We start from the raw sequence: 25662 nt of genomic DNA on the forward strand, positions 1-25662 counted from the left end.
TGGACCGTGCGCGAAGGTGCCTGCGGAACCGGTGCCGCGGTCGGATCCCCGCACGCCCGGGCCTACGCTCGGTGCGTGCCCGATCCCGCCACCTGGCCCGTCCGGCTGGTCGACGACGACCTCGTGCTGCGCGGCCTGCGTCGTCGGGACCGCCGCCGGTGGCAGGCCCTGCTCGGTGCCAACCACGAGTGGCTGTCGCCGTGGATGGCCGGATCACCCGCGCCCGGGCGGACCATGGGCGTGGGTGAGCAGATCGTCGCCCACCGGCGGGCCGCGCGGGCCGGGGACGCGCTGCCGTTCGTCGTCGAGGTGGCGGGCGAGCTCGTCGGGGCCGTGACCGCCCAGCCGATCACGCGCGGGTCCTCCTGGTCGGCGTCGATCGGCTACTGGGTCTCGAGGCACGTCGCCGGTCGGGGGGTCGCGCCCCGCGCCGTCGCACTGGTCGCCGACCACCTCGTCGACGAGCTCGGCATGCACCGCGTGGAGATCGACGTGCGGCCCGAGAACGATGCGAGCCTGCGCGTCGTGGCCAAGCTCGGGTTCCCCGAGGAGGGGCGGCGCCGCGGACTGATGTTCGTCGACGGCGACTGGCGCGACCATCGCTCCTTCGCGCTCCTGGCGGGCGACCTCGGCCCGGGCCCGGGCGCCGTGCTGCGCCACGTGCACCGGGGCGGGTCCGGCCCCGCAACGGGTCCGGCCCCGCCCCGCGGGAGCGGGACGGGGCCGGAGGTGGTCGGCGCCTGACGGGCGCCGGGACCGACTACTCGACGGTGCCGGTGAGCTCGCCCTCGAAGTCCTCGCCGAGGCGCTCGCCGGCGTCGTCGCGGGGCTCGAAGGAGACCTCGATCGTGAAGGCCTCGCCGGGCTGGTAGAGCATGACCTCGCCGACCGAGTACTGCTCGCCGCTGCCGAGGGTGTAAACGTCCTCGCCGAGGGAGTCGCTGTTGACGCCGTTGTCGTTGACGCCGTTCTCCTCCAGGAGGTCGCTGTCCGCGACGGACGGCTGCTGCATGTAGGGCCAGGTGTCATAGGACAGGCCGGCGTCGACGAGGCCGTAGGTGAGGTTGATCGGGTCGCCGTTGTTCGTCACCACGTAGTTGAGGATGAGGACCTCGTCGCCCTCAGCCACGATGGGCTCCTCGGTGTCCGGGTCCGCCCACACGCTCGAGCGCGTCGCCTGGCCGGTGCCGACCTGGTAGACGTCGACGGTCACGTCGCCGGCCTCGATCGTGCCGAGCAGCTCGCCGTCCTCGGTGACCTCGTTGGCCCAGGGCGCCGCGGAACCGGCACCGCCGGACGCGTCGGCGCCGTCGGACGGGGCCTCGTCGCTCTCGGACTCGCTCGGGGACTCCGCGGCGGCGTCGTCGGACGGGGTCTCGTCGGACTCCGACTCCTCGTCCTCGGACGGGGCCTCCTCGGTGGTCTCCTCCTCGGGCGCCTCCTCGCTGGTGGGCTCCTCGACGGGGGTCGTCTCCTCGGCGTCGTCGCCGCCGCAGGCCGCGAGCGTGAGGGCCGTGGCCGCGGCGAGCGCGACGGTCGCGGTCATCCTCCTGGTGGTACTGCGCATGTGGGGGTGCTCCTCGGTTCGTCGATCGGGTCGGCGAGGGGCGGGGGCGCCTCGCTCGTCGCCCCATGAGGGGCCTTCGGCAGGATAGCGACGCGAGGTGGTGCATCCGGCGGAAATGAACGGATTGCGGTCCCCCTCACGTCCGCGCGCCTCCCCGGACTCCGGCGCGGCCCGACCTAGCGTGGGATCCGTGGATCTTCAGGGCTACGTCCTCGCTGCGGCGGTGATCATGCTCCTGGTCTACGCGCTGCCCGCGGTCGCGGACCGTCGGCGCCTCATGGCCGCGACGCGGCTGGAGGACCGGCACTCGGACCGGCTGCGGGTGCTGGCGACCGTCGGCGACGGCGGCCGTCGCGGCCGGGCCTCGCCCGGCCACCCCGGTCGGCTCGCGCGCAGCGCGACCGATCGCCCCACCGCCCCGCCACTGCTGCCCATCGGACCGGAGTCACGCGCCATGAGCACGATCAAGCCCCGCCTCTCGGAGCCGGCCCGGCGTGCACGCGACCTCGCGCACGCCAGGTCGCAGCGGGCCGCCCGGATGAGCAGGCGCGACGCCGCGCGCAACCGCCGCACGATGTACCAGGTGGTCCTCGGGCTGCTGACCGTCGCGGCCTGGGCCCTCGTGCACTACGCCGGTTGGAACCTCGCCGCCGCGATCGTGCCGAGCGTGCTGCTCGCCGGCGTCGTGGCGCTGTCCGTGCGCGCTGCGGGGGAGCGTCGGACGCTCAACTCGATCGACCGCGCGGAGATCCGACGCATCGACGGCGAGCTCAAGGAGCTGGCCCGCCGTCCGCGCGAGGTCGGGCTGCTCGAGCAGGCCGCCGCCGAGCCCGCCTCCGGGGATCGCCCGGGCGAGCTCACCGCGGCTCCGCTCGAGGACGAGGACGTCGCGGGCGTGCCGGGGAGCGTCACCGGCGGCGCGGCGGCGCACGCCGTCGGAGCACCGGCGCGTGCCGGCCAGGCTCCGGCGCCTGCCCGCCTCGACGACGTCGCCTCGCGGACCTGGGCGACCGTCGCCGCCGCCCGGCTCACCGCCGACAGCGACGAGCACACCGGCTCGGCCGACCGGGCCGAGGATGGGCCGGCAGGCGCGGATGCGAGGGACGACGCCGACGAGCCGACCGAGGCGCCCGAGGGCGACCAGCACCCGGCTCGCCCGTTCCTGGCGAACGAGGCGCCCGACGCCTGGACCCCGGTGCCGGTGCCCGCCTCGCGGTGGGCCGACGACGGCGCCGGGCTCCAGCGCCGCACCGCTCCCTCCTTCTCCCCGCCGGCGGCCCCGTCCGCCCGGGTGCCGCTGCGCCCGACCCGGCCGGCCTCGTCCGGGAGCGTCGTCGCCGGGTCCGGCGCCGACGCCCCTCCCGTGGGGACGCCGCGCGCACCCGTGCTCGACCTCGACGCGGCACTTGCACGCCGTCGCGCGAAGGGCGCCTGACCGCCGCGAGACGTGCGTCGGCCGGGCTCCGGTCGCTCCCGGGGAGTGTTCGGGCAGCGCCCGCGGCCGGGTGCCGGACCTGCCTCGACGGCCGTGCGGCCATGACGCAGGACACGGATCGAGGCGCTGGCCCGGGGTCCGCGCGATGCTAGACTTTTCTTCGCTCACCGGCCCGCCGGGGAGCATGGGGCTATGGCGCAGTTGGTAGCGCGTCTCGTTCGCAATGAGAAGGTCGGGGGTTCGAATCCCCCTAGCTCCACTCGTGTGATGTCCCAGGACATCGTGAACGGCTGAACCCCCGGTGACGGGGGTTCAGCCGTTTTTTCGTTGGTAGGTGTGTGCGGGGTTCAGGGTGTGTTCGCTGAGGATCTCGCCGGTGGAGGCGTCCAGCACGGTGGCGTGGTCGTTGTGGACCAGGCAGGTGATCTCGGTGCGGGCGTGGGCGCGGCCGATGCCGAGGTGCAGCATGCGGCCGCTGTGGCGCAGGCTGATCTTTCCGTCGCGGTCGACGGTGTCGTAGCGCACTCGCCACAGGTCGGGGTCGCCGGGCGGGGTGGGGGTCGCCGGGGGGATGAGCTGGTAGGCGTGGGCGGGGGTCTGTCGGCCGATGCCGCGATGAGGGCGGTCGTTGTTGTAGTAGTCGCGGAAGTCGTCGAGTTCGTCCTGGAGGTGGGCGAGGGTGTCGGCTGGCCGGGTGGCGAGGCGCTTGTTCAGGGTCTGCCAGAAGCGTTCGATCTTGCCCTGGGTGGTGGGTTTGAACGGTTTGCCGTTGCGTTGCTGGATGCCGTGCAGGGCGAGCAGGGTCTCGAACGCGTTGCCTGTTCCGTCGGGTCGTCCGCGGCCGCCGCGGGCGTAGCGGGTGGTGTAGACCATGCCGTTGTCGGTCAGGGTCGCGGTGGGGTATCCGTACTGGCTGGCTGCTGCGGTGAAGGTCTGGGTGACGGTGGTGCCGGTGACGCGGTGGTGGGCGGAGAGGTGGACCAGGAGTCGGGAGTGGTCGTCGAGCCAGCCGATGATCTCGACCTCGGTGCCGCCGGTGAGCGTGGTGTGGGTGAAGTCGGACTGCCACAGCTCGTTGGGGCGGTCGGCGGCGAAGCGGCGCCAGGAGGATCGGGGGCGTTTCTGAGGCTGGGGCGTGATCGTGCCATTGCTGGTCAGGATCCGCCAGATCGTGGTTCGGCCGATGGTGTGGCCTTGGCGGGTCAGGTGCCAGTCGATGGTGTCCGCGCCGGCGTCCAGGCCTTGGGCGGTGAGCTCGCCGCGGAGCTGGAGGACGCGTTCTCGGACCTGGTCCGGAGTGCGGGTGGGGACGGTCAGTGGTCGGCGTGAGCGGGGCTGGTAGGCGGCCTCGCCCTCGGTGAGCCAGCGGTGGTGGAGTTTGTGGACGAGGGACTTCGACACCCCGTAGCGGGCAGCGACCTGCCCGTAGGAGAGCTTCTGGACGGTGACCGCTTTGATGAGGACCTCGTACTTCGCCACCGTTCACGATGTCGTGGGACATCCGATCCCGACAGGGGGCAGTCGTTCACGATGTCTGGGGACACCCGTTCACGATGTCCTGGAACCAGACACCCCTAGCTCCACTCGAGGAACTCGTGAGACAGCGACTCGTGAACGGCTGGATCCCCGGATGCGGGGGTCCGGCCGTTTCTCCGTCGGTAGGAGTGCGCGGGCGTCAGGGCGGTTGAGCTCGGACATTGATCTCGCTCCCGTCCGGAGCCTGCCAGGCTGTCGCGCGTCTGGCAGAGGAGGTCGCGCCGATTCTGATCCGCATGGTCAATCGCTTCGGGCCGACCGGACTGCCCTGCCGGGTCCGTTCGCGGTCGAGAGGTGCGACTCAGACGTCCGGTTCGGCTTGCGCGCTGCTCCTCTTGAGTTGGGCCGCAACGGCGATGGTCACGAGTGCCACGGCCGTGGCTACCGTGTTGGGGATGACGAGCGGCCAGTCGTGCCGGGCCAGTCCGTAGAAGGCCCACAGCAGGAAGCCCGGGATGAGCAGGGCGAAATAGCCGAGTGATACATCGTCGGCGGACCGAGTTCGCAGCATCCTGTGAATCTGCAGAGTCGGGGCGATCGGAGCCTGTCAAGTTGTCTGTGTAAGGGGGCCGGGTCAGAGGTGGGGGTTGATTCGGTCGGGGTAGACCAGTGAGAGCTGTTGGAGGGCCGTCTTCCAGTTCGTGGTGACAGCGCCCTCGACGAGCCGGCCCGAGGCTCGTCGCTCGGCGGCGGGTCGTCCTCGTTCCTTGGCTCGCTCGCGCGCTCTTTTGTCCTCGATGTTGCAGATCGCCAGCCACAGCAGCTTCACTGCCGCGGCGTCGTTGGGGAAATGGCCCCGGTTCTTGGTGACCTTGCGGAGCTGGTAGTTCAGCGACTCGATCGCGTTGGTCGTGTAGATGACCCGCCTGAGTTCGGGCGGGAACGCCAGGAACGGGGTGAACCGCTCCCACGCGGCGCGGAACGTCTTGACCGCCGAGGGGTAGCGACGGCCGAGCTCGCTGGCCTCGAAGGCCTCCAGCACCTCCAGGGCGGCCTCAGCGCTGGGCGCCTGGTATATCGGCCGCAGCGCGGCCGTCAGAGCCTTACGGTCCTTGTAGTTCACGAACCTCGTCGCGGCCCGGATCAGGTGGACCACGCAGGTCTGCACGGTCGCCTGGGGCCAGGTCGCTTCGACGGCCTCGGGGAACCCCGTGAGCCCGTCGCAGCACACGATCAGCACGTCACGCACGCCCCTGTTGGCCAGCTCGGCGCAGACGCCGGCCCAGAACTTCGCTCCCTCGCTGGCCTGGACCCAGATACCCAGGACGTGCTTGATCCCGTCCATATCGACGCCGATGGCGAGATGGGCGGACCTGTTGCGCACGTGTCCGCCATCGCGGATCTTGACCACGATCGCGTCGAGGTAGATCACCGGATACAGCGCCTCCAACGGGCGGTGCTGCCAGGCCAGGACCTCCTCGCTGATCTGGTCCACGACCTTGGAGATCGTCTCGTAACTGATCTCGGTGCCGATCGTGGTCGCGAGGTGGTGCTCGACGTCCCGCAACGTCATCCCGCCTGCGTAGAGGCTGATGATCATGCCGTCCAGGCCATCGAGACGGCGCTGCCCCTTGGGCACCAGCATCGGCGTGAACGTCCCGTCCCGGTCCCGGGGGACGGCCAGATCGACGTCCCCGATCTGGGTCGCCACGGTCTTCGGGCTGGTCCCGTTACGCGAGTTCGGGTGCTCGGCAGCGTCCGCGTCGCCACGGTCGTAGCCCACGTGCTCGGTCAGCTCGGCACCCAGACCCCGCTCGAGCGCGGCCTTGAGCATCCCGCCGAGCAGGCCCTGCTCACCCGTGAGCGGCTCGCCGGCATCGATCTTGGCGAAGATGTCGTCCAACGCTCCAGAGCCCTTCAGACCGTCCGCGATCTCCTTCTGCCGCCGTCTGCGTTCCGCACGCTCCGGACTCTCCTTGGTCATGGTCACAGCATGTTCTCCTTCGAACGCTGACCCCACCCCTTACACAAACCATCTGACACGCCCGGCGATCGCCGTGACGACTCCCCACCCCGCCGCCGCCAGGCCAAGAACGTCGCTGAGCACCACGGGAGCCTCCTGCTGCTGACCCTGGCTCTGGTCCTCGTCCATAGTGCACGGGGGGCGACACGAAGATGCATCAAGACTATGTGAAGCAGCGCCCTCAACGTCGACATCGCCACCATCCTCCATCCGGCACTAACCGCATACACATACGCACATCTGATGACGAATCGTGTCTCGAGAAGTGACCGAGTATCACCACGCCTGCGTAGATTTGCAGCCAGCATCTCTTCGCCACGGCCGATGTTAGAAGGTCATGAGACGTGTGCATGCCCTGCGAAGGACACATTGCGCACAGTTGAGTCCCGGATAGTGGTGCAGTGCGGTGACCTCGTGGTCGTCTCAGATATGGGCGCGGTCGCCAGCGGCAAGATCAGTCTCAGGGGCACCACTTTGTCAGCATTGAGCTTCGGCTGTTTCCGCGCGAAACCGAGCCGCTCGAACCGCCGCCAGATGTTCGGTCCGAGTCCACCTGCGTCCATTCGAGGAAGTCGTGAGACAGCGACTCGTGAACGGCTGAACCCCCGGGCGCCGGGAGTTCAGCCGTATTTCGTTGGTGGGCGTGCGCAGGCTTCAGGGCGGTTCGTGTTGCCACATCACGCCCACCGGTACGGTCGCCGGCATATTCCGCAGGGCTCGCAGCTGGCGGCCACGGCTAGGAGTGACGACGCCGTAGGTTGGGCACCCCATCAGCTGCCGCGGCGAGGAGACTGTGACCGTCACCAGTTCCTCGGTGCACTCGGGAGCCTCGACGTGCGCCCCGGGCTGTCCCACGAGGTCGTCCCGCCGTTGGCGTAGTTCAGTCGTAGAAGGGTGCACCAGGGCACTGAGTAGCGTGGCACAACGTCGAGGTCCCCGAGGGTGATCAGCATGACTCGTCACTGCTGGTCATCCAGGGGACCCCGACGCCTACCCCCGCAACCTCAAGCCGGCGCGCCCCGCTCCCGACCGCTCACCCGAGCAGCCCCCGATGTCCGAAGAGCCTGTACTCGCCGCCGCGCTGTCGAACCTGTTATCTGATGGTCAGGTAACTCGCAGGGTGGTGATGCACGTCGGGTCATCCTCGTTCAGCGTGGTGATTGCCACTGTCCCTTCCTGTCCTTCATGCGCGATCGTGAGGGTTCCCTCGATGTCGCGAGGCACCCACAACCCGACGAAGCCGTTGTCGAACGTCTCGCGCGTCTCGTTGATGAGAACTTCACCGTCGGCGTCGGTGAGCACGACTTGAACGTCCGCATTGCCGAGTTCACCGATACAGGTGGTCAGGCTGTGGAAATAGCAGTCGTGCGTCTGCTCGCGATAGGGCGCGACGGAGACGTATACCTCGTCCTCGGGCATCGGCAGTTGTGCCTCGCGGCCCTGGTCATCGGTGAGCACGAGAGCGTCAGGCTGAACGGATGCGAGCAGATCAGATGGGCGATCGGCAACGGGCATCGTGTCGAGCCGCTCGATGACCTGCGCGGCGTCGAGTCCCGCCAGGTCGTGCGTGGAGAAGAACTCGCTGTCGGAAGCTTGGTTGCTGGATGGCGGCGTTGCTGATTCGGGGGTGGAGTTTGCGCAACCGGCGAGCACGAGGCCAGAGATGAGCGCCATGGTGGCTGCGGTGAGCAGACTCCCTCGTCGGGTCCTGGTGGGGTTGGTCATAGTTTGATCCTTTGAGACGTGGGGGCAAGCCGGTGTCGGAACGCTCGAGCGTTCCGACACCGGCCCGGACGGAGCGTTAGAGGGAGGCCAAGAGGTCTTCCATCTCCTGGATTTCTGCGGTCTGGTCGTCGATGATCGTTTGTGCGAGCTCGATCGCAGCCGGGTCGCTTCCGTCCTCGACCTGGGTCTGGGCCATCTCGACCGCTCCTTCGTGATGGACGATCATCTGCTCCAGGAACAGGCGCGACGCCTCGGTGCCACTGGCCGCTTCGAGGGCGGCGAGATCCTCCTCGGACATCATTCCGTCGCCGTGGTCCATCCCGTCAATCTCGCGTTCGTCCGGGTCGACGCCCCAGTCATCGAGCCAACCATTGAGCTGGTTGATCTCGGGGCCCTGGGCCGCCTTGATCTCCTCGGCCAACGTCGCCACCTCCGGGTCGACGTCGTCCTTGGCGAGGACGATGTTGCTCATCTCGATGGCCTGCTCGTGGTGGACGATCATCATCGATGCGAACATCACGTCCGCATCGTTGACGCCTGCTGCTTGCTCGGTCGAGTCGTCTTCCGTGACCGGCGTCGAGTCGTCCTCGCTCCCGGCGGAGCAGCCGGCCAGTACCAAGGCAGCGGCGAGGGCGAGCGCAGCGGTCGCCGCAGTTCGGGTAGTCATCAGTGTTCTCCAATATCAACAGTCGCTTGGATGGCACGCGAACCTCGATGGCATCGCGTGAGTGAGGTGGGGAACCCTGGGCGTTCTGGGACGCGCCGGGTTCACCGGCCCCTCACGTGCGACTGATGCAGAGAACGTGTAAGGACGGTGCCCTCAGTGGCACTCGGACGGTGAGGCGGACCTGGGGATGATCTGATCGTGGGTTGCTGTGCATCCATCCAGGGAGGAGACGCGGCGGCATCAGGACGAGCAGCGCGAGCAGAAGCGCGAGCACACACGCCATCGCCATCTCTAGATGGTCGCTGGCGCCGCAGTCCGCACACGCACCCTCGTGATTCTTGGCCGTGTCGCTGGATGTCTGCTGCCCTACTGCCGCGTGGTGGGCCTCTCCGGCCTCAGGGGCGGAAACTGAGATGGCTGCGGGCGCCTGGGCAGTCGGAGTGCCATGCAGGTTCAGCGTATGCATGGCGACCAGGCCCACGATGATCCCGGCAACAAGCAGACCACCCCAGAGGAGGCGCCGGAAGATGCCCCGAGGGGCTCTCTCGGATCGCGTCGCCGGCACGGACACCATCGGGCCAGGTTACCGACCGCCCCTGTGGTCGACCACAAGCCGCCCGGACACCTGACTCATGTGCAGGAGCACCACTGGCGGTGTCGGCCCCGGTCAGCGCAACCGTGGTATCGCCGAGGTGACGGACGGTGAACAGCGGGTCGATGGAGACAGGCCGGGTGTTGTTACCGGGCGTGCGGTGACCCTCGCCGGTGATCGCGATCGCGGAGCTGCTCACCGCGTTCCTTCCTGAGTCGCGGAGGCAGTGAACGCCGGCAACAGGATCGCCTAGATGAACCGCGGCGCGTCATCGGGGTCGAGGCAGAACGTGGCGGCTCCAACAATTGATTGATACCCGCTAGGGGTATAGGGTGACGGTCGTCGTACACAGATGAAGGAGTAGGAAGCCATGGCAACCACGACCGAGTACCAGGTGACTGGCATGAGCTGCGGACACTGCGAGAGCGCGGTCCGCGCCGAGGTAGGCGAGGTCCCCGGCGTCACCGGCATCGACGTCAGCGCGGCCACCGGCCACCTGGCTGTGACGGCCGATGGGCCGGTAGATGATGCCGCGGTGATCGCCGCAGTCGATGAGGCTGGTTACGCCGCCGTCAGGAGCTGACATGAAGGCGCCTGCGCGGCTCGGCCTGTACGGGCTGCTCCTGGTGGCTGTGTTCGCTGTGGCTGGATTCGTAGCGAACGCGGTGGTTTCCGAGGAGACCGTGCAGGGCTGGACGCACGACACCGACGACACCGCCCACCACGACGGAGAAGGTCTGATGAACGCCGTCGAGCAGGACGGTCGCGAGGCCGGAGTGTCGTCACTGGGCCTGAGCCTGGCCCAGGGGGGTTACCGGCTGGCCGCCGTGATCGCGCCGACCGACACGACCAGCGAGGGCGAGCTGTCCTTGACCGTGACCGGCCCGGACGGCATGGCGGTGACGGACTTCGAGGTGGAGCACGAGCAGGAGCTGCACCTGATCGCCGTCCGTGCTGACGGGCAGCACTTCCGCCACGTGCACCCCGAGATGGATGACGAGGGCACCTGGTCGATCCCCTGGCAGTGGGACGGAGCTGGCTCCTACCGGGTCTTCGCGGACTTTGTCCCCGCAGACACCGGAGAGGGCCTCACGCTCTCGACCTCGGTCCAGGTGGCCGGCGATTACAACCCGGGACCGGCGACCGAGCCGGTTACCGAGACGACCGTGGGCGGCTTCGACGTCAGCGTGGAGGGCAGCCTCACCGCAGGTGAGGCGTCCGAGCTGACCATGACCATCACTCGTGACGGCGAGCCGGTCACCGAACTGGAGCCCTACCTGGGCGCATTCGGTCACCTGGTTGCCCTTCGTAACGGGGACCTGGCCTACCTGCACGTCCACCCGCACGGGGACGAACCCCAGGCTGGGGAGACCTCCGGACCCGAGATCGTGTTCGAGGCCACCGCGCCCACGCCTGGGAGGTACCTGCTTTATCTCGACTTCCAGATCGACGGCGAGGTCCACACCGCGCCGCTGGTGATCGACACGACCACCGACCCAGGCGAAGGCCCCCGCGGCGGGGAGCGCTCCGAGGACGGGCGTCCCGGCCAGGAGCCGGGAAACGCTGACGAGAATGAGGGCGGAGACGGCCATGACCACTGAGAACACCAGCACGGGCATCGCCAGCATCGAGCTGCAGATCGGTGGCATGACCTGCGCCTCGTGCGCGAACCGGATCGAGAAGAAGCTCAACAAGCTCGACGGCGTCACCGCCAGCGTGAACTACGCGACCGAGAAGGCCAGCGTCACGGGCCCCGACGATCTCGATCCGATGCTGTTGGTCGCCGAAGTCGAGAAGACCGGGTACACGGCCGCACTCCCGACCCCTACCAAGGGTTCCGATCAGAGCCCGGGCGAGGAGGGTGAGTCTGCCGCGGACGCCGAGCTGCGTTCGCTGCGCCAGCGGCTCATCGGCTCTGCCATCCTCGCGGTGCCGGTGATCGCCATGGCGATGATTCCCGCCCTGCAGTTCGACTACTGGGGCTTCGCGTCACTGGTGCTCGCCGCTCCGGTCGTGGTGTGGGCCGGCTGGCCCTTCCACAAGGCGGCGTGGATGAACCTGCGCCATGGCGCGGCGACGATGGACACCCTCATCTCGGTGGGCACGACCGCGGCGATGCTCTGGTCGAGCGTGGCCCTGTTCTTCGGCACCGCCGGCCAGCCCGGCACGGTTCACCCCTTCGAGCTGACCATCTCTCGCTCCGACGGGCTCGGACACATCTATCTCGAGGTGGCAGCCGGGGTGATCACGTTCATCCTGCTCGGCCGCTACTTCGAGAAGCGCTCCAAGCGCCGCGCCGGTGCCGCCCTGCGCGCCCTGCTGGAGCTTGGGGCGAAAGAAGTATCGGTGCTGCGCGATGGAAGGGAGCAGCGGGTCTCCGTCGAGGAGCTGGCCGTAGGCGAGGAGTTTGTCGTCCGGCCCGGGGAGAAGATCGCCACCGACGGAACGATCAGCTCCGGCAAGTCCGCGATCGACGCCTCCATGCTCACCGGCGAATCCGTTCCCGTCGAGGTCGGCGAAGGCGACACCGTGGCCGGGGCGACCGTCAACGCCGGCGGCCGGCTCGTGGTGAAGGCCACTCGGGTGGGCTCGGACACGCAGCTGGCGCAGATGGCAAAGATGGTCGAGGACGCTCAATCGGGCAAGGCCGAGATCCAGCGCCTCGCCGACCGCGTCTCCGGGGTGTTCGTGCCGATCGCGATCGCGATCGCCGTTGCAGCCCTGGGCGCGTGGATCGGCGCCGGGTTCCCCCTGTCGGCAGGTTTCACCGCCGCCGTGGCGGTGCTCATCATCGCCTGCCCCTGCGCCCTGGGCCTCGCCACTCCGACGGCACTGCTGGTCGGCACCGGTCGCGGTGCGCAGATGGGGGTGCTCATCAAGGGCCCCGAGACCCTCGAATCGACCCGCAAGGTCGACACGATCGTGCTCGACAAGACCGGCACCGTCACGACCGGGAAGATGACCCTCACCGATGTCATCACCGCCGACGGGGGCGATCGAGCCGAGCTGCTGCGCCTGGCCGGTGGCTTGGAGGACTACTCCGAGCACCCGATCGCCCAAGCCATCGCGGCCGCCGCCACCAGCGAGGTCGGGGACCTGCCTGCGCCGGAGTCCTTCGACAATGTCGAGGGGCAAGGTGTGCAGGGCGTCATCGACGGCCACGCAGTGGTCGCTGGCCGGGAGTCGCTCCTGGCCGATTGGTCGATGCACGTGGACGAGAGCCTGCGTTCGGCCAAGCGGGCCGCCGAGGCCCAGGGCAAGACCGCGATCACGGTCGGATGGGACGGCGCCGCCCGTGGGGTCCTGGTCGTCTCCGATCAGATCAAGCCCACCAGTGCCCGGGCCGTCGCCCAGTTCAAGGAACTCGGACTGACGCCGGTGCTGCTGACCGGCGACAACCAGTCCGTGGCCGAGCAGGTCGCCTCCGAGGTCGGCATCGAGCAAGTCATCGCCGAAGTCCTACCCAAGGACAAGGTCGGTGTCGTCGCCCGGCTCCAGGACGAGGGCAAGGTTGTCGCGATGGTCGGCGACGGCGTCAACGATGCCCCCGCCCTGGCCCAGGCCGACCTGGGTCTAGCGATGGGCACCGGCACCGACGTGGCGATCGAGGCCGCCGACATCACCCTGGTGCGCGGGGACCTGCGCGCCGCTGCGGACGCCATCCGGCTGGCTAGGCGGACGCTGCGCACGATCAAGACCAACCTGTTCTGGGCCTTCGCCTACAACACCGCCGCGATCCCACTGGCCGCCTTCGGTCTGCTCAACCCGATGCTCGCCGGAGCGGCCATGGCCCTGTCGTCGGTGTTCGTCGTGTCGAACAGCCTGCGGCTGCGGACCTTCACGGCCCGCGCGGACGACGAGAGCGCGGCGGCTCCTGCTGGCACGGCACCGGCCCGTGAGCCGGTGAACGTCTGACCGTCGTCATCACGCAACAGGAAGGGACACCCGATGACTGCACACGAGAACCTGAACCTGACCGACGTTTCGTCGAGTGGAGGCAGCTGCTGTGGACACGCGCCGAGCGCCGACGCCGTCGCACAGACCTCCGCTGAGGAGATGGCCGAGTGCCCCGTGATGGCCGGCACCCCGGTCGTCAAGGCAGAAGCTGAGAACGCCGGTCTGGTCCGCGATCACAACGGCCAGCGGTACTGGCTGTGCTGCGCGTCCTGCGGCCCATTGTTCGACGCCGACCCCGATCGATACGCGACGGTGGGCTGAGGCCGCATCCGTTCCCGCGCTCCTTCGACGCACGTCCTCGCAGAGCGCGGGCCCTTCGCTCAGGCTCCATTCCCAGCCTGGAGGACACACGAAAGAGGCGACCATGAGCCACCACGACCACTCAACACGATCACCCTCGACGCCCGACGACACGCGGCACCACGGGTCCGATCCGCATGCTGGCCACCACTCCCACACCCAGGGACATGACGAGGCCTCGGATCACTCCGAGGCGCACGGGAACCACGGTGGACACGGCGATCACGGACATGGCGGGCACGCGGGTCACGGAGACCATGTCGCGCAGTTCCGACGCCTGTTCTGGATCATGCTGGTCCTCGCCGTGCCCGTGGTGGGGTTCAACGACATGTTCGCCGATCTCATCGGGTACCCGTTGCCCGAGGCAGGATGGGTCCGTTGGGTGTCGCCGGTCCTGGGAACCGTGATGTACGTCTGGGGCGGCCAGCCGTTCCTCACCGGCGCGGTCTCGGAGCTCCGCGCCCGCAAGCCCGGGATGATGCTGCTGATCGGCCTAGCCATCACCGTGGCGTTCCTCGCCTCTTGGGGTGCGAGCCTGGGCGTCCTGGACCATGAGCTGAACTTCTGGTGGGAACTGGCGCTGCTGGTGGACATCATGCTGCTCGGCCACTGGATCGAGATGCGTTCCCTGGCGCAGACCACCTCCGCCCTCGACTCCCTGGCAGCGCTCCTCCCGGACGAGGCCGAGAAGGTTGACGGCGACGAGGTCGTGACGGTCTCCCCCGGCGATCTCGTGGTCGGCGACGTCGTCGTCGTCCGTCCCGGCTCTTCGGTACCCGCCGATGGAAAGATCGTCGACGGGTCGGCCTCCATGGATGAGTCGATGGTCACCGGAGAATCGAAGACGGTACGCCGCGAGATCGGTGAGCAGGTCGTCGCCGGCACTGTCGCCACCGACTCCGGGCTGCGGGTCGAGGTCACTGCCACCGGTGACGACACCGCCCTGGCGGGCATCCAGAAACTTGTCTCCGACGCGCAGGCCTCGTCCTCGCGCGCACAGAGGATCGCCGACACCGCCGCTGCCTGGCTGTTCTGGTTCGCCCTCGGCGCCGCATTGATCACCGCGGTCATCTGGTCGCTGATCGGGCTGCCGGACGCCGCGGTGGTGCGCACCATCACCGTCCTGGTCATCGCCTGTCCGCACGCACTCGGTCTGGCGATCCCCCTCGTGGTGTCCATCGCCACCGAGCGCGCAGCCCGCGGGGGCGTGCTGGTCAAGGACAGGCTCGCCCTGGAATCGATGCGCACCGTCGATTCCGTGCTGTTCGACAAGACCGGAACGCTGACCAAGGGCGAGCCCACCGTCACCGCCATCGAACCGGTCGGGAACCGCAGTGCCGAGGACGTTCTGGCGCTGGCCGCGGCTGCGGAGTCCGACAGCGAGCACCCCCTGGCCAGGGCCATCGTCGGCGCAGCCAGTGCCCGCGAGGTTCCAGTCGCGAAGGCTCAGGATTTCTCCTCCTCGCCGGCGGTCGGGGTCAAGGCAACCGTCGACAGCTCCGTGGTCGAGGTCGGTGGCCCCTACCTGCTCGACCAGCACGGGCTGGACGAACTGCCGGTCGCCGACCAGTGGCGGAACGAGGGGGCGATCATCCTCCACGTCCTGGCCGACGGCGAGGTCATCGGGGCGCTACGTCTGGCCGATGAGATCCGCCCCGAATCCCACGATGCTGTCGACGCCCTTCACGCCGCCGGCGCCCAGGTCGTGATGATCACCGGGGACGCCCAGGCCGTCGCCGACACCGTCGCGCGCGAGCTGGGCATCGACCGGGTCTTCGCCGGCGTGCGGCCAGAGGACAAGGCTGCCAAGGTCGCCGAGCTCCAGGACGAAGGCAGGAAGGTCGCCATGGTCGGTGACGGCGTCAACGACGCCCCTGCGCTCGCCCAGGCCGATGTCGGCATCGCCATCGGTGCCGGTACCGACGTAGCCATCGGGTCCGCCGGAGTCATCCTGGCCTCCTCCGACCCGCGCTCGGTGCTGTCCGTCATCGACCTCTCCCGCGCCAGCTACCGCAAGATGAAGCAGAACCTGTGGTGGGCCGCCGGGTACAACCTGATGTCGGTACCCCTGGCCGCCGGTGTGCTCGCACCGATCGGGTTCGTACTGCCGATGAGCATCGGCGCAATCCTGATGTCGGCCTCCACCGTCGTCGTTGCACTCAATGCCCAGCTGCTGCGGCGCCTCGATCTCACCCCCGCGTCCAGCACGGCGAAGATCCTTGACCAGGCCACGACCGAATGAGCACCCGTCTGCTGTCGTAGCAGAGACCGCACGAATCCGGAGAAGACACGATGGACACCACCACCGCGACAGCAACCGAAGCTGACCACGGATACATCAGCGATAAGGACCGCTACCTGGCTCGTCTCAAGCGCATCGAGGGACAAGCCCGTGGAATCCACCGCATGATCGACGAGGACACCTACTGCATCGACATCCTCACCCAGATCAGCGCCGTCACCTCCGCGTTGGAGAACGTCGCCCTGGCCCTCCTCGACGACCACCTCAAGCACTGCGTCGTCCGGGCTGCCAAGGCCGGCGGCGCCGACGCTGACGAGAAGCTCAAGGAAGCCTCCGAAGCCATCAGTCGCCTCGTGAAGTCCTGAGGCGCGGCATGGATACGACCCGCGCGGTTGTGGGTGCACGGTCGTGGGGTCCTTCGCCGCTGCGTCATCGTGCTCATCACAACGCCGGGCTCCGGCACACCGACCACGCCCAACGCTCGTCTGCGCTCAGTTCTGGACGCCCGGGCAGACCTCGCTGCCCTGTCCCATGTCAACCGTGAAAGAGACGTTCCGGATAATGCCTGCCCCTCGTCCACACCCAGATCCCGACCAACAGGCTCGTCGCGGCCCGGGACGGCTGCGCGCTGTCGTAGCGACCGTGTTCGCCCTTGCCATCACGCTGGCCGGATGCGCACCCGGCAGCGGCGGCAGTCCCGCCGAGGTGGCCGGCGCAGGCTACGTGTCCGGTGACGGGTCCCTGTCGCTGTGGACGCCCGACGAGCGCGGTGCACCGGTCGAGATGACGGGCACGAGCTACACCGGGGAGAGCATCGACCTGACCGACTGGCGCGGGGAGGTGGCGGTGGTCAACTTCTGGTATGCCGCATGTCCGCCGTGCCGGGCCGAGGCGCCAGCCCTCGAGGCCATCGCCGAGGACTACCAGGACCAAGGGGTCCGCCTGCTCGGAGTCAACCCACGCGATGACACGGCCACCGCCCAGGCCTTCGAACGTACCTTCCAGATCCCCTACCCCTCCATCCATGACCAGAGCGCACGTGCCGTGGCCGCCTTCCAGGGCCTCGTGCCCCTGCAGGCCATGCCCACGACCGTGGTTCTGGACCGCCAGGGGCGGGTCGCGGCCCGCATCATGGGCGAGTTCGACCCCACCAGCCTGCGCGGCCTCATCGACGACACGCTCGCCGAGAGGGCCGAAGACGCATGAGCTGGGACCAGGTCGGCTCGTTCTTCGCCAGCACCGTGCTCACCGGCCCCATGCTCGCCGCGCTGCCCGTAGCCGCGCTGGCCGGATTCATCTCCTTCGCCTCCCCGTGCGTGCTGCCGCTGCTGCCCGGCTACGTCGGCTACCTCGGCGGCATGGCCGGAGCCACCACCCCGGGTGCGCAGCTGGCCGGCGGGCAGCAGACCAAGGTTCGTGACCGGCGCCTGCTGGCCGGGGTACTGCTGTTCGTCGCCGGCTTCACCGCCGTGTTCGTCCTGCTCGGCGTCATCTTCGCCTGGCTGGGGATCCTGCTCGCTCCCTGGCTGGACATGATCACCCGCATCCTGGGTGTCCTCGTGGTGCTCATGGGCCTGGCCTTCATGGGCTACGTCCCCCTCATGCAGCGCGAGCGGCGCCTGCACCTGACCCCCCGGCAGGGCCTCTGGGGCGCGCCGCTGCTCGGCGTCGTCTTCGGGCTGGGCTGGGCCCCCTGCATGGGACCGACCTTGGCCGCGGTGCTCAGCCTCGCCTTCAGCGAGGCCGATCCCGCCCGCGGCGGAATCCTCGTGTTCGCCTACAGTCTCGGGCTGGGGATCCCGTTCGTCGCCGGAGCGATGCTGCTGTCCCGTTCCACCCGGGCGCTGAAGTTCCTACGGCGCCACCGCCTCACCTTCCAGCGCCTCGGCGGCGGGCTCCTCGTCCTGCTCGGACTGGCGATGATCACCGGGCTCTGGAACTGGATCTCGGGCTACCTGCAGGGCCTCGCCGCCAACTTCCAGACCATCGTCTGACTGTCAGGAGTACCTTCACCGCCTGCTGAGGATGGGATAGGAGCGTCGACCACAGTCAGGCCCCTTCGCCTCACTGACCTCGTGCCCGTGACAGGACCTTTCTCTCCGTGCTCACCGGCCCTGCCCACGCCGCAGCAGCTGACCCACCGGCGCCACCCGCAGCGCTCGTGCCGACACCTGCCCGCGGCGCCGGGACGACTCAGTCCCGTCAACGACGACGGGGTCACCAGTCCGATGGACCGGTGACCCCGTCGGGTCCCGCTGCTAAGGAGCGCTGGGCGGACCGACAGAGGACGGCCCGCCCAGCGTGGATCAGCGGGTCTGCTCGATGCGGACGACCCCGAGGCTGTCCGCGCCGTCGCCGTCCCAGTCGCCGAACGCGGCGACGTCGCCGTCGCGCCCGTAGCGGGTCTCGATCACCTCGGCGTCGGAGGCCATCTCGTTCGTCACGAAGAAGTCGGCGCCACGCTGGAGGGCGAGGCTGTCCGCGCCGTCGCCGTCCCAGTCGCCCACGAGGACGAGGTCACCGTCGCGGCCGAGCGAGATCTCGCCGTCCACGCCTGCGCCGGTCGGATCGTTCGTCCAGATGACGTCGGAGCCGCGTCGGATGCCGAACGTGTCCGTGCCGTCGCCGTCGAAGTCGCCCACGAGGAGCGTGTCCCCGTCGGCACCGAAGGCGGCGAGCTCGATCTCGCCCGGGTTCTCGAGGTCGTTGATGATCTGCAGGACGTTGCCGTCACGGACCGCGAACGTGTCCGTGCCGTCGCCGTCGAAGTCGCCCTGGACGATCTCGTCGCCCGGCTCCCCGAGCCGGACGACCTGCTCGGCGGGGCCGGTGCCGAGGGTGTTCGTCAGGTGGATCTCGTTCCCGCGGCGCACGGCGATCGAGTCGGACCCGTCGCCGTCCCAGTCGCCGACGAAGATCTCGTCGCCCTCGACGCCGTAGAGGAAGCTGTGCGCGGCGTCGCCGGCGAGCTCGTCCGAGAGCAGGAAGCGCGGCGTGCCGGGCAGCTGCTCGGGTTCGGGCTCGGGGGCCGGCTCCGGCTCGGTGCGCGCGGCGTCGCGGGAGGCGGCGTCCGCCTCGCGCGCGGCATCGGTGTCCGGGGCCACCTGGTCGTTCTGCGCCTCGGTCTCGTCCTGCGGCTGTGCCTCGGGCTGGGGCGCGGTCTCGGGCTCCGGGGCCGGCTCCGCGGGCGCGGGCTCGGCCGGCGCGGGGGTCGAGCCGCCGGGGCCGCCGCCCGGGTAGGTGGCGAAGTTCTGGGTGGCGAACACGCGTCCGTCCCCCGAGACCGCCACGCCGACGCCGAAGTGCGTGTAGGACCCCGTGAGCAGGATGTTGTTGTGCACCGGCGAGTTGCGCCACTGGCTCATGAAGTAGTCGGCCTGGTGGTCCGGGTAGATGCCCCAGGACAGGATCTCCGAGGTGCCGGTCGATCCGGCGGGCACGGCCGACCGGCCGTAGTCGCCGCGGTGGACCATCGAGCCGATGCTCGCCTGGTGGTTGGACCAGGACTGCGCGACCGAGTCGATGGACCCGGTGCGCGTGAGCTGGGACAGGCCGTTGGCGGCGCGGTAGGCGTTGGTCTGGGCGGCGATCGCGTTGGCGACCTGGTTCTGCCAGCCGGCGTCGGTGCGGATGACGGGGCTGACGGTGCGGACGCCCGAGGGCGCCTCGGCCGCCTGGGCGGTCGTGACGGTCGCGCTCGCGGCGGCGACGGTCAGGAGTGCGGTGGCGACCCGGGGGGCGAGGGTGCGGCGCCGGGCGTGGCGGCCGCGCGGGGGTGCAAACACGTCGGTCGGTTCTCCTCGTTATCGGAACGTGACCGCGTGAGACTAAGTCGTTACCATCGGTCACGTCGAGAACCTGTGTGACATCTCACCTCTTCCGGGCGGGGGCTCACCGAAGGCGTCAAGTTGCCTCCGCGCCGCCGCCCGGACAGCTGCACAAGCTCAGTGCCAACCCATGGTGACCGGAGCCCGATCGGTCCTGCCTCTGGGTGACGTCGTTCTCGTCTCGTGCGGAGGCCGCTTCCCGCGCTGCTACCGGCCGAGCCCGAGCCCGTCGACGACGTCGGCCACCCGCGCCCGTTGAGCGCGGGTGAGGGCCCGGATCGGCAGCGGTAGGCACCAGCCCGGGACGAGGCCGAGGTGCTGGGCGATCGCCGCGGAGACCCGGGCGCTCCCGCCGAGCTCGGGGAGGAGCTCCCAGAGCGGTGCGAGGCGTGCCGACTCCGCGGCCGCCTCCTCCGGACGCCCGGCCTGCACGGCCCTGGTGATCGTGAGCATCGGAGCGGGAAGCGTGCCTCCGACCGCGGTGTACCAGGCGTCGCACCCGGCAACGAGCCCGGCGGCCCCCAGGGCGTCGCCGGAGACCCCGACGGTGACGTGATCGGGGACGGCCGTGCGGATCGCGTCGACGTGCCGACGGGCCTGAGCGGGATCCGCGGGCACGCCGGGGATCTTGATCGACGCGATACCGGGTAGTGCGGCGACGCGGGCGTAGAGCTCGGTGGTGAAGGTGAACCGTGTGGTCGTGGGGTTGTCGTACACGACCACCGGCAGGTCCGTGTGCTCGGTGACGGTGCGGAACAGCTCGAGCACGTCGTCGTCGGTCAGCGGCTGGTACGTCATCGGCGCCAGCAGCACTCCTGCCGCACCCGCCTGCTCGGCGCTGTCGACGTGCGCGAGCACCTGCGAGGTGCGCAGCGCCCCCACCCCCACGAGCACCGGGACGTCCCGGGCGTGCGCGACGGCGAGCCGGGCCACCCGCGCCCGCTCCTCGGGGTCGAGGTAGGCGTAGGAGCCGGTAGAGCCGAGGGCGGTGATCGAGTCCACGCCCGCGTCGACGAGGCGCTCGACGAGTCCGGCGAACGCGGCCTCGTCGAGGTGGTCGTCCGCGAGCGGCGTGAGGGGGAAGGCGCTCAGGCCCGTGAACATGCTCGACTGCCTCTTCTCGTCGTCGTGGTGGTCGTGGTCGTGATCGCGGCCGGATGCCACGCCGGGCCGAGCTCGACCCGGCCGTCGGCCACGCTAGACCGTGGGTGACCCGGCCGTGAGGCGGGCGAGGCGCTTGCGGGCCCTGCGCAGCGCCCGCTCGCCGTGCTCGATCTCGCCCGTGAGCAGCAGCCCGTACGCGAACGTGTCCTCGCCCTTCTTCCGTGCCCTGCGCGCGCAGTCGAGGAGGTGCTCCTGCAGCATGACGGAGTCCCGGTGCGTGCCCAGGCGTTTCTGGACGGCGTGCGCCTCGGCCACGAGGTCGGACAGCTCGGGATCGAGCTCGGTACCGTTCTCGTCCTGCACGGCCACGACGGCGTAGCGCAGCCGCTTGGCCTCCTTGCGCACGTCGTGCAGGAGCTCGAGGCGCCGGTCGTCGTCCGTCTCCGCGTCCGCCTGCTCGACCAGGTCGGTGATGACGTCGACCTGCGCCCGACCGAGCCCCGCCAGCGTGCTCGTCACCGCCCCCTGCGCCGCGTCGTCCGGGGAGGCGTCCCGCCGCGCGGGGACCTCGCGCGCGAACCGCTCGATCCGCTCGAGGTCGGCCCAGTGTGCGGGTCCGGCCATCGCCGAGAGAAGCGCGCGATGCGCCTTGTCATAGTTGGCCGCGCGGGTCCGGCGCAGCCGCCGCCGTGCCTTGCGGGGGACCAGGTCCGCCACGGCACCCTCCGCTCCTCCGGGCAGGTCGGCGAGCCGGGCGTCGAGCGACTCGCGCAGCACCTCCGCGTCGCGGGCGGACGCGAGCGCCCGGCCGAGGCCCTTGAGGATGGCCGAGACCTCCTTCGCGGCCCCCGGCTCGAGCAGCGGTGCGTAGACCTGGACGATCGAGCGCAGCGTCCGAGCGGCGACCCGCATGCGATGGACGGAGTCCGGCACGTCGCACCGCACGAACGGGTCCCAGCCGACGAGGATCGACACCTGGGCGGACAGCGCAGTCGACAGGGTCGCGGCCAGGTCGCCGGTCCGCCCCCCGGCCGCGGCCCCGTGCCGGACGGGCCGACCCCCGGCGGCCTGGATCTCGTCGTCGAGCGCCTCGAGCAGCTCGGCGTCGTCCGACGTCACCGACCACTCGCGGGACGACGTCGTCGTCGTGCCCTGCGTGGCGCTCCCGACCACGTCGTCGTCGAACGTCGCGAGGACCCGTCCGCCGGGGTCGAGGACGTCGACCGGTGAGCGTCGCACGGCGCGTGCCGCGACGACGTCCACCTCGCGCCCGCGCAGCAGCGCCTGCAGTGCGTCGGTGACCTCGTCGGTGACCTCCCCGTCCTGGTCCGGGTCGACCAGCACGAGGTGCCCCCCGCGGTGCGGGACCTCGACGGCGAGCGTCGTGGCGCCGTCGAAGGTCCGGCGCAGCGCCGCCCCGTGCGTCGCCAGGACCCCGTCCTCACCCGCCAGGGTCCCGTCGGGCGTGTCGAGGAGCTCCTCGTGGACGAGGACCGTCGGGCCCGCGCGCAGCCGGTCCACCCCTGGTACGCGAGGCCGCGCCGGGAGCGGGGTGTCCTCCGCGACGTCGTACCGCCTGATCCGTCCCGCGATCGTCAGGGCCATGGTCCAGGCTATGCGCCGCCCGGTCCGGTCGGTCCAGGTGCGGGGAGGAGGGCCACGCCTGGGCCCACGCGAGCGGCAGCATGCGGAAGTGCGGCAGGCACGGTGGATCCTGCGGGACGTGCTGGCAGGATCCCGCTAGCGTCGCCGTGAGGGCCCGCGGCGCGCGAGACGGCACCGCCGCCTGCGGTCGTTGCCGGCAGCGCTGACGGAGGACGGATGGCCAGGAGACGGACACCCCCGCCGGGCGACGCGCGCACGGGCGGCCACCTGCGCCTGGTCGGCGGGACCGACCTGGTGCCCCCGCCCGAGCTGTCCGTGCGCGGCCCGTACGGGCTGCCCACGGTGCTGCTCGGTCCCGGCCTGCCCGAGCTCCTCGACGACGTCGCGCTGCCGGACGAGGCCCGGACCTGGCCGAGCCCCGAGGAGGAGGCGGCGCTGCTCACCACCTCGAGGGCGGTCCGGTGGGCGCGGCAGCTGCTCGACCTGCTGGGGCAGGGCCGGCCGACCACGCGGACCGGGGCACTGCGACGTGGCGACACCGAGGAGGCCGCCGAGCTGCTCGGCATCAGGACGTGGAACGAACCCAGGAGCTCGATGTGGGACGTCCTCGAGCTGTCGGTCGTGTGGTCGGCGCTCGTGGGCTCGGGCGCCGTCACACTCGCCGCCACCCGCGCCCGCCCCGGCCTGCCGGTCCTCGTCCGTGGCCCCTCGATCGACGAGACGGTGCGCCGCTCCCGACTCTTCCACTCCAACGTCCTCGGTGCCTTCTTCGCCTGGCAGACCGACCCCGGGCGCGCGGCGGCCGCTCCGTCGACCGCCGTCACCCTCCTCGCGGCGGCCGGGCCGGACGGCCTGAGCGTGCCCGAGCCGCGCAGGACGACCGAGCCGAGCGACGACTGGTTCGTGTGGCTCGACCTGCTCGCGCTCGCCCGCCTCGACGTCGTCGAGCGCACGGGTGACGTCTTCCGACTGCCGCGCGCGCTCGTCCCCGCGGTGGCCGTGACCGCCGAGCGGCTCGCCGACCCGACCGGATCTCCGCTGCCGCTCGGCCGGCGGCCCTGAGCGCTGCGGCTGGGTCGGCCTGCCGGGTCTCGACGCGGGAGTGCGCCGGCGGGCGCGGGCGGCGCCACCGCTCAGAGCAGGCCGCGCCGGTAGCCCGCAGCAACGGCCGCCGCCCGGTCCGGCACCTCGAGCTTGGCGAGGATGTTCTGCACGTGCGTCTTGACGGTGGCCTCGCCGATGAACAGCGCGCGCCCGACGTCCCGGTTCGTCCGCCCCTCGGCGATCAGGGCGAGCACCTCGCTCTCGCGGGCCGAGAGCAGGGGCGGGCGCTCGGCCGCGCCGGTCCGGCCGATGACCGAGGGCGCGAGGACGGCCCGGCCGCGGACGACCTCGTGGATCGCGGCGACGATCTCCGCGCGGCTCGCGTCCTTGAGGAGGTAGCCGCGGGCGCCGGCGGCGAGGGCGGGTGCGACGTCGTCGTCGGTGTCGTACGTGGTGAGGACGAGCACCTCGGTCCCCTCGTGGTGGGCACGGACGTCCCGGACGAGGGCGACGCCGCCGCGGCCGGGCATGCGCAGGTCGGTGACGACGACGTCGACCGCGTGCCGCCGCAGCAGCGCGAGCGCCTCCTCCGCGCTCGCCGCCACGGCGACGACGCTCAGGTCGGGGGCGGCGTCGAGCTGGGCCCGCAGTCCGTCGCGGACGACCGGGTGGTCGTCGACGAGGAGCACCCGGACACGGTCCTGACCGGGGCACCCGCCCGGTGTCCGGTCGCCCGGGTCGCTCATGGGCGCGCCCCCGTCGATGCATCGGGCCACTCGGCCGCGTCCGGCCGATTCGGTGACTTCCGCGCGTCCGGTGCTGCGGGCACCGTGACGGTGATGACGGTGCCCTCGCCGGGCGTCGAGTCCACCGTCATCGTGCCCCCGGCGGTCTCGGCCCGGCCGCGCATGAACGCCAGTCCCTGGCCGGATCCCGAGCCGGAGCCGGGGCCGGTGACGTTGCCCGCGCCGGCCCCGCCGTCGGATCCCACGCCCGAGCCGGAGCCTCCGTCGTCGTCCGGTGCGGGCGTGGTGCCGGTGCCGTCGTCGGCGACGTCGAGCGCGACGGCGTCGTCGAGGTAGGACAGCGTGACCCGGACCTCGGTGGCCCGGGCGTGACGCACCACGTTGCTCAGCGCCTCGCGCGCGCTGCGGACGAGGACGTCCTCAACGTCGGCGGCCACCTCCCGCTCCTCGCCGGTGACGATCATCGTGACCGGCAGCCCGTGGGTCCGCTGCACCCGCGCTGCGGACTCGGCCAGGGCGGCCGGCAGTGCCTGATGGGCCAGCGGCCCGGGTCGCAGCGCCCGCACCGAGCGACGGGCCTCGGCCAGGCCGTCCCGCGCGAGCGTGACGCTGGTCCGGACGCGCCCGCGGGCCGGGTGGTCCTCACCGAGCTCCGCGTCGAGGGCCTCGAGCTGGGCGACGACGCCGGCGAGCCCCGCGGCGAGCGTGTCGTGGATCTCGCCCGCCAGGCGGGCCCGCTCACTGGCCACCCCGGAGGACCGGGCCTCCGTGAGGAGCCGGCCCTGCAGCGAGCGGTTCTCCTCGACGCTGCGGGCGAGGTCGTCGTTGGCCGCGGCCAGCGCGGTCACCGCGGCGCGTCGGCGGGCGGACTCGTGCTCGACGGTGCGGATCGACCAGCCGGCCAGACCGGCGACGAGGCCCGCGGCGAGCGTGACGACGGTGTTCTCCACGGTCGGGGTGACGTCGCCGGGTCCGGCGATGACGACCCCGGACGTGAGCGCGACCCCGACGTACGCCCAGCGGCCCGGCAGCGCGTCGAACGCGAGCGGGAAGCACACGACGTAGAGCGGGAAGAAGTTGAACGACTGGTGGAGCAGGACCGCGCACAGCGCGACCAGCCCCACGTAGTAGACGGCGGACGGGAGGAGGCGGGTGCCGAGGATTCCCGGGCGGAGGGAGAACCACCCGGTGTGCCAGGCCATCAGCGCCACGCTCCCGCCGACGAGCACGGGCAGGTCGGCCCGGCCGGTGCCGTCGGCCAGGAGCGTGAGTACCGCCGAGGCGACGAGGAGGACGTAGGGCAGCAGGATCCAGACCCGATCGGTCCAGCTGCTGCGCGGTGCGTCCGCCAT

The 25662-nt window shown here is 70.6% G+C and carries 23 protein-coding genes and 1 tRNA gene; 12 read left to right on the forward strand and 12 right to left on the reverse strand.

The window, feature by feature from the left end; translation table 11 throughout:
* Window positions 1-75: 75 nt before the first annotated feature.
* Window positions 76-744 carry a GNAT family N-acetyltransferase gene (locus AC24HA_RS03770; protein WP_425708136.1) on the forward strand — a complete coding sequence of 223 codons (669 nt, stop codon included), beginning with the start codon at window positions 76-78 and terminating at the stop codon, window positions 742-744.
* 16 nt (window positions 745-760) lie between these two features.
* Here the strand turns inward: AC24HA_RS03770 and AC24HA_RS03775 are convergent, their stop codons facing one another.
* A complete protein-coding gene (locus AC24HA_RS03775; protein WP_425708137.1) occupies window positions 761-1546 on the reverse strand; it encodes a hypothetical protein in 786 nt (261 codons plus the stop codon).
* 211 nt (window positions 1547-1757) lie between these two features.
* On the opposite strand from AC24HA_RS03775, the gene AC24HA_RS03780 reads away from it, so the two are divergent.
* Both AC24HA_RS03780 and AC24HA_RS03785 read left to right on the forward strand, forming a co-directional pair.
* Window positions 1758-3002 carry a hypothetical protein gene (locus AC24HA_RS03780; RefSeq protein WP_425708138.1) on the forward strand — a complete coding sequence of 415 codons (1245 nt, stop codon included), beginning with the start codon at window positions 1758-1760 and terminating at the stop codon, window positions 3000-3002.
* A gap of 186 nt (window positions 3003-3188) precedes the next feature.
* A tRNA-Ala gene (locus tag AC24HA_RS03785) sits at window positions 3189-3261 on the forward strand.
* 53 nt (window positions 3262-3314) lie between these two features.
* Here the strand turns inward: AC24HA_RS03785 and AC24HA_RS03790 are convergent.
* The 6 genes from AC24HA_RS03790 to AC24HA_RS03815 form a co-directional block, all read right to left on the reverse strand.
* On the reverse strand, window positions 3315-4481 hold the full coding sequence (locus AC24HA_RS03790) for an IS481 family transposase (RefSeq protein WP_425708384.1): 1167 nt from the start codon (window positions 4479-4481) through the stop codon (window positions 3315-3317).
* A 358-nt stretch (window positions 4482-4839) separates the two neighbouring features.
* Window positions 4840-5049: a SemiSWEET family sugar transporter gene (locus AC24HA_RS03795; RefSeq protein ID WP_487563580.1), complete on the reverse strand. Its 210-nt coding sequence runs from the start codon at window positions 5047-5049 to the stop codon at window positions 4840-4842.
* Between the two features lie 63 nt (window positions 5050-5112).
* A complete protein-coding gene (locus tag AC24HA_RS03800) occupies window positions 5113-6462 on the reverse strand; it encodes an IS256 family transposase (RefSeq protein WP_463649307.1) in 1350 nt (449 codons plus the stop codon).
* A gap of 1143 nt (window positions 6463-7605) precedes the next feature.
* Window positions 7606-8226: a CueP family metal-binding protein gene (locus tag AC24HA_RS03805; RefSeq protein ID WP_463649043.1), complete on the reverse strand. Its 621-nt coding sequence runs from the start codon at window positions 8224-8226 to the stop codon at window positions 7606-7608.
* A 76-nt stretch (window positions 8227-8302) separates the two neighbouring features.
* The gene (locus AC24HA_RS03810) at window positions 8303-8893 is read right to left on the reverse strand and encodes a DUF305 domain-containing protein (RefSeq protein WP_425710266.1); all 591 of its coding nucleotides are present in this window, start codon (window positions 8891-8893) and stop codon (window positions 8303-8305) included.
* Window positions 8894-9005: 112 nt separating this feature from the next.
* Window positions 9006-9467 carry a DUF6153 family protein gene (locus AC24HA_RS03815; protein WP_425710265.1) on the reverse strand — a complete coding sequence of 154 codons (462 nt, stop codon included), beginning with the start codon at window positions 9465-9467 and terminating at the stop codon, window positions 9006-9008.
* 388 nt (window positions 9468-9855) lie between these two features.
* Here AC24HA_RS03815 and AC24HA_RS03820 point away from each other — a divergent pair, with 388 nt between their 5' ends.
* The 8 genes from AC24HA_RS03820 to AC24HA_RS03855 all read left to right on the forward strand — a co-directional run bounded on the left by AC24HA_RS03820 (window position 9856) and on the right by AC24HA_RS03855 (window position 17978).
* Window positions 9856-10068: a heavy-metal-associated domain-containing protein gene (locus AC24HA_RS03820; protein ID WP_425710264.1), complete on the forward strand. Its 213-nt coding sequence runs from the start codon at window positions 9856-9858 to the stop codon at window positions 10066-10068.
* A 1-nt stretch (window position 10069) separates the two neighbouring features.
* Complete coding sequence (locus AC24HA_RS03825) at window positions 10070-11086, forward strand: heavy-metal-associated domain-containing protein (RefSeq protein ID WP_425710263.1); 1017 nt, start codon at window positions 10070-10072, stop codon at window positions 11084-11086.
* On the forward strand, window positions 11076-13400 hold the full coding sequence (locus tag AC24HA_RS03830) for a heavy metal translocating P-type ATPase (RefSeq protein ID WP_425710262.1): 2325 nt from the start codon (window positions 11076-11078) through the stop codon (window positions 13398-13400). The genes AC24HA_RS03825 and AC24HA_RS03830 overlap by 11 nt, the downstream gene beginning before the upstream one ends.
* Before the next feature lie 33 nt (window positions 13401-13433).
* Complete coding sequence (locus tag AC24HA_RS03835) at window positions 13434-13703, forward strand: hypothetical protein (RefSeq protein WP_425710261.1); 270 nt, start codon at window positions 13434-13436, stop codon at window positions 13701-13703.
* Window positions 13704-13806: 103 nt separating this feature from the next.
* Window positions 13807-15984 carry a heavy metal translocating P-type ATPase gene (locus AC24HA_RS03840; RefSeq protein ID WP_425710260.1) on the forward strand — a complete coding sequence of 726 codons (2178 nt, stop codon included), beginning with the start codon at window positions 13807-13809 and terminating at the stop codon, window positions 15982-15984.
* A gap of 50 nt (window positions 15985-16034) precedes the next feature.
* On the forward strand, window positions 16035-16349 hold the full coding sequence (locus tag AC24HA_RS03845) for a metal-sensitive transcriptional regulator (RefSeq protein WP_425710259.1): 315 nt from the start codon (window positions 16035-16037) through the stop codon (window positions 16347-16349).
* A gap of 277 nt (window positions 16350-16626) precedes the next feature.
* Window positions 16627-17190: a TlpA family protein disulfide reductase gene (locus tag AC24HA_RS03850; RefSeq protein WP_425710258.1), complete on the forward strand. Its 564-nt coding sequence runs from the start codon at window positions 16627-16629 to the stop codon at window positions 17188-17190.
* On the forward strand, window positions 17187-17978 hold the full coding sequence (locus AC24HA_RS03855) for a cytochrome c biogenesis CcdA family protein (RefSeq protein ID WP_425710257.1): 792 nt from the start codon (window positions 17187-17189) through the stop codon (window positions 17976-17978). The genes AC24HA_RS03850 and AC24HA_RS03855 overlap by 4 nt, the downstream gene beginning before the upstream one ends.
* Window positions 17979-18290: 312 nt before the next feature.
* On the opposite strand, the gene AC24HA_RS03860 is transcribed toward AC24HA_RS03855, so the two are convergent.
* The 3 genes from AC24HA_RS03860 to AC24HA_RS03870 all read right to left on the reverse strand — a co-directional run bounded on the left by AC24HA_RS03860 (window position 18291) and on the right by AC24HA_RS03870 (window position 22520).
* Window positions 18291-19769, reverse strand: coding sequence for a CAP domain-containing protein (locus AC24HA_RS03860; protein WP_425709281.1), 1479 nt, complete (start codon window positions 19767-19769; stop codon window positions 18291-18293).
* Between the two features lie 249 nt (window positions 19770-20018).
* Complete coding sequence (locus tag AC24HA_RS03865) at window positions 20019-20915, reverse strand: dihydrodipicolinate synthase family protein (protein WP_425709419.1); 897 nt, start codon at window positions 20913-20915, stop codon at window positions 20019-20021.
* Between the two features lie 93 nt (window positions 20916-21008).
* Window positions 21009-22520 carry a CYTH and CHAD domain-containing protein gene (locus tag AC24HA_RS03870; protein WP_425709284.1) on the reverse strand — a complete coding sequence of 504 codons (1512 nt, stop codon included), beginning with the start codon at window positions 22518-22520 and terminating at the stop codon, window positions 21009-21011.
* Window positions 22521-22736: 216 nt separating this feature from the next.
* On the opposite strand from AC24HA_RS03870, the gene AC24HA_RS03875 reads away from it, so the two are divergent.
* Window positions 22737-23582: a hypothetical protein gene (locus AC24HA_RS03875; protein WP_425709285.1), complete on the forward strand. Its 846-nt coding sequence runs from the start codon at window positions 22737-22739 to the stop codon at window positions 23580-23582.
* A 71-nt stretch (window positions 23583-23653) separates the two neighbouring features.
* Here AC24HA_RS03875 and AC24HA_RS03880 read toward each other — a convergent pair whose 3' ends face one another.
* Window positions 23654-24253 (reverse strand): response regulator, encoded by a 600-nt coding sequence (locus AC24HA_RS03880; RefSeq protein ID WP_425709286.1) that lies wholly within the window; start codon window positions 24251-24253, stop codon window positions 23654-23656.
* 53 nt (window positions 24254-24306) lie between these two features.
* Window positions 24307-25662, reverse strand: a complete 1356-nt coding sequence (locus tag AC24HA_RS03885; protein WP_425709287.1) for a sensor histidine kinase — start codon at window positions 25660-25662, stop codon at window positions 24307-24309.

The sequence above is a fragment of the Georgenia sp. Z1491 genome (genome assembly GCF_057652395.1).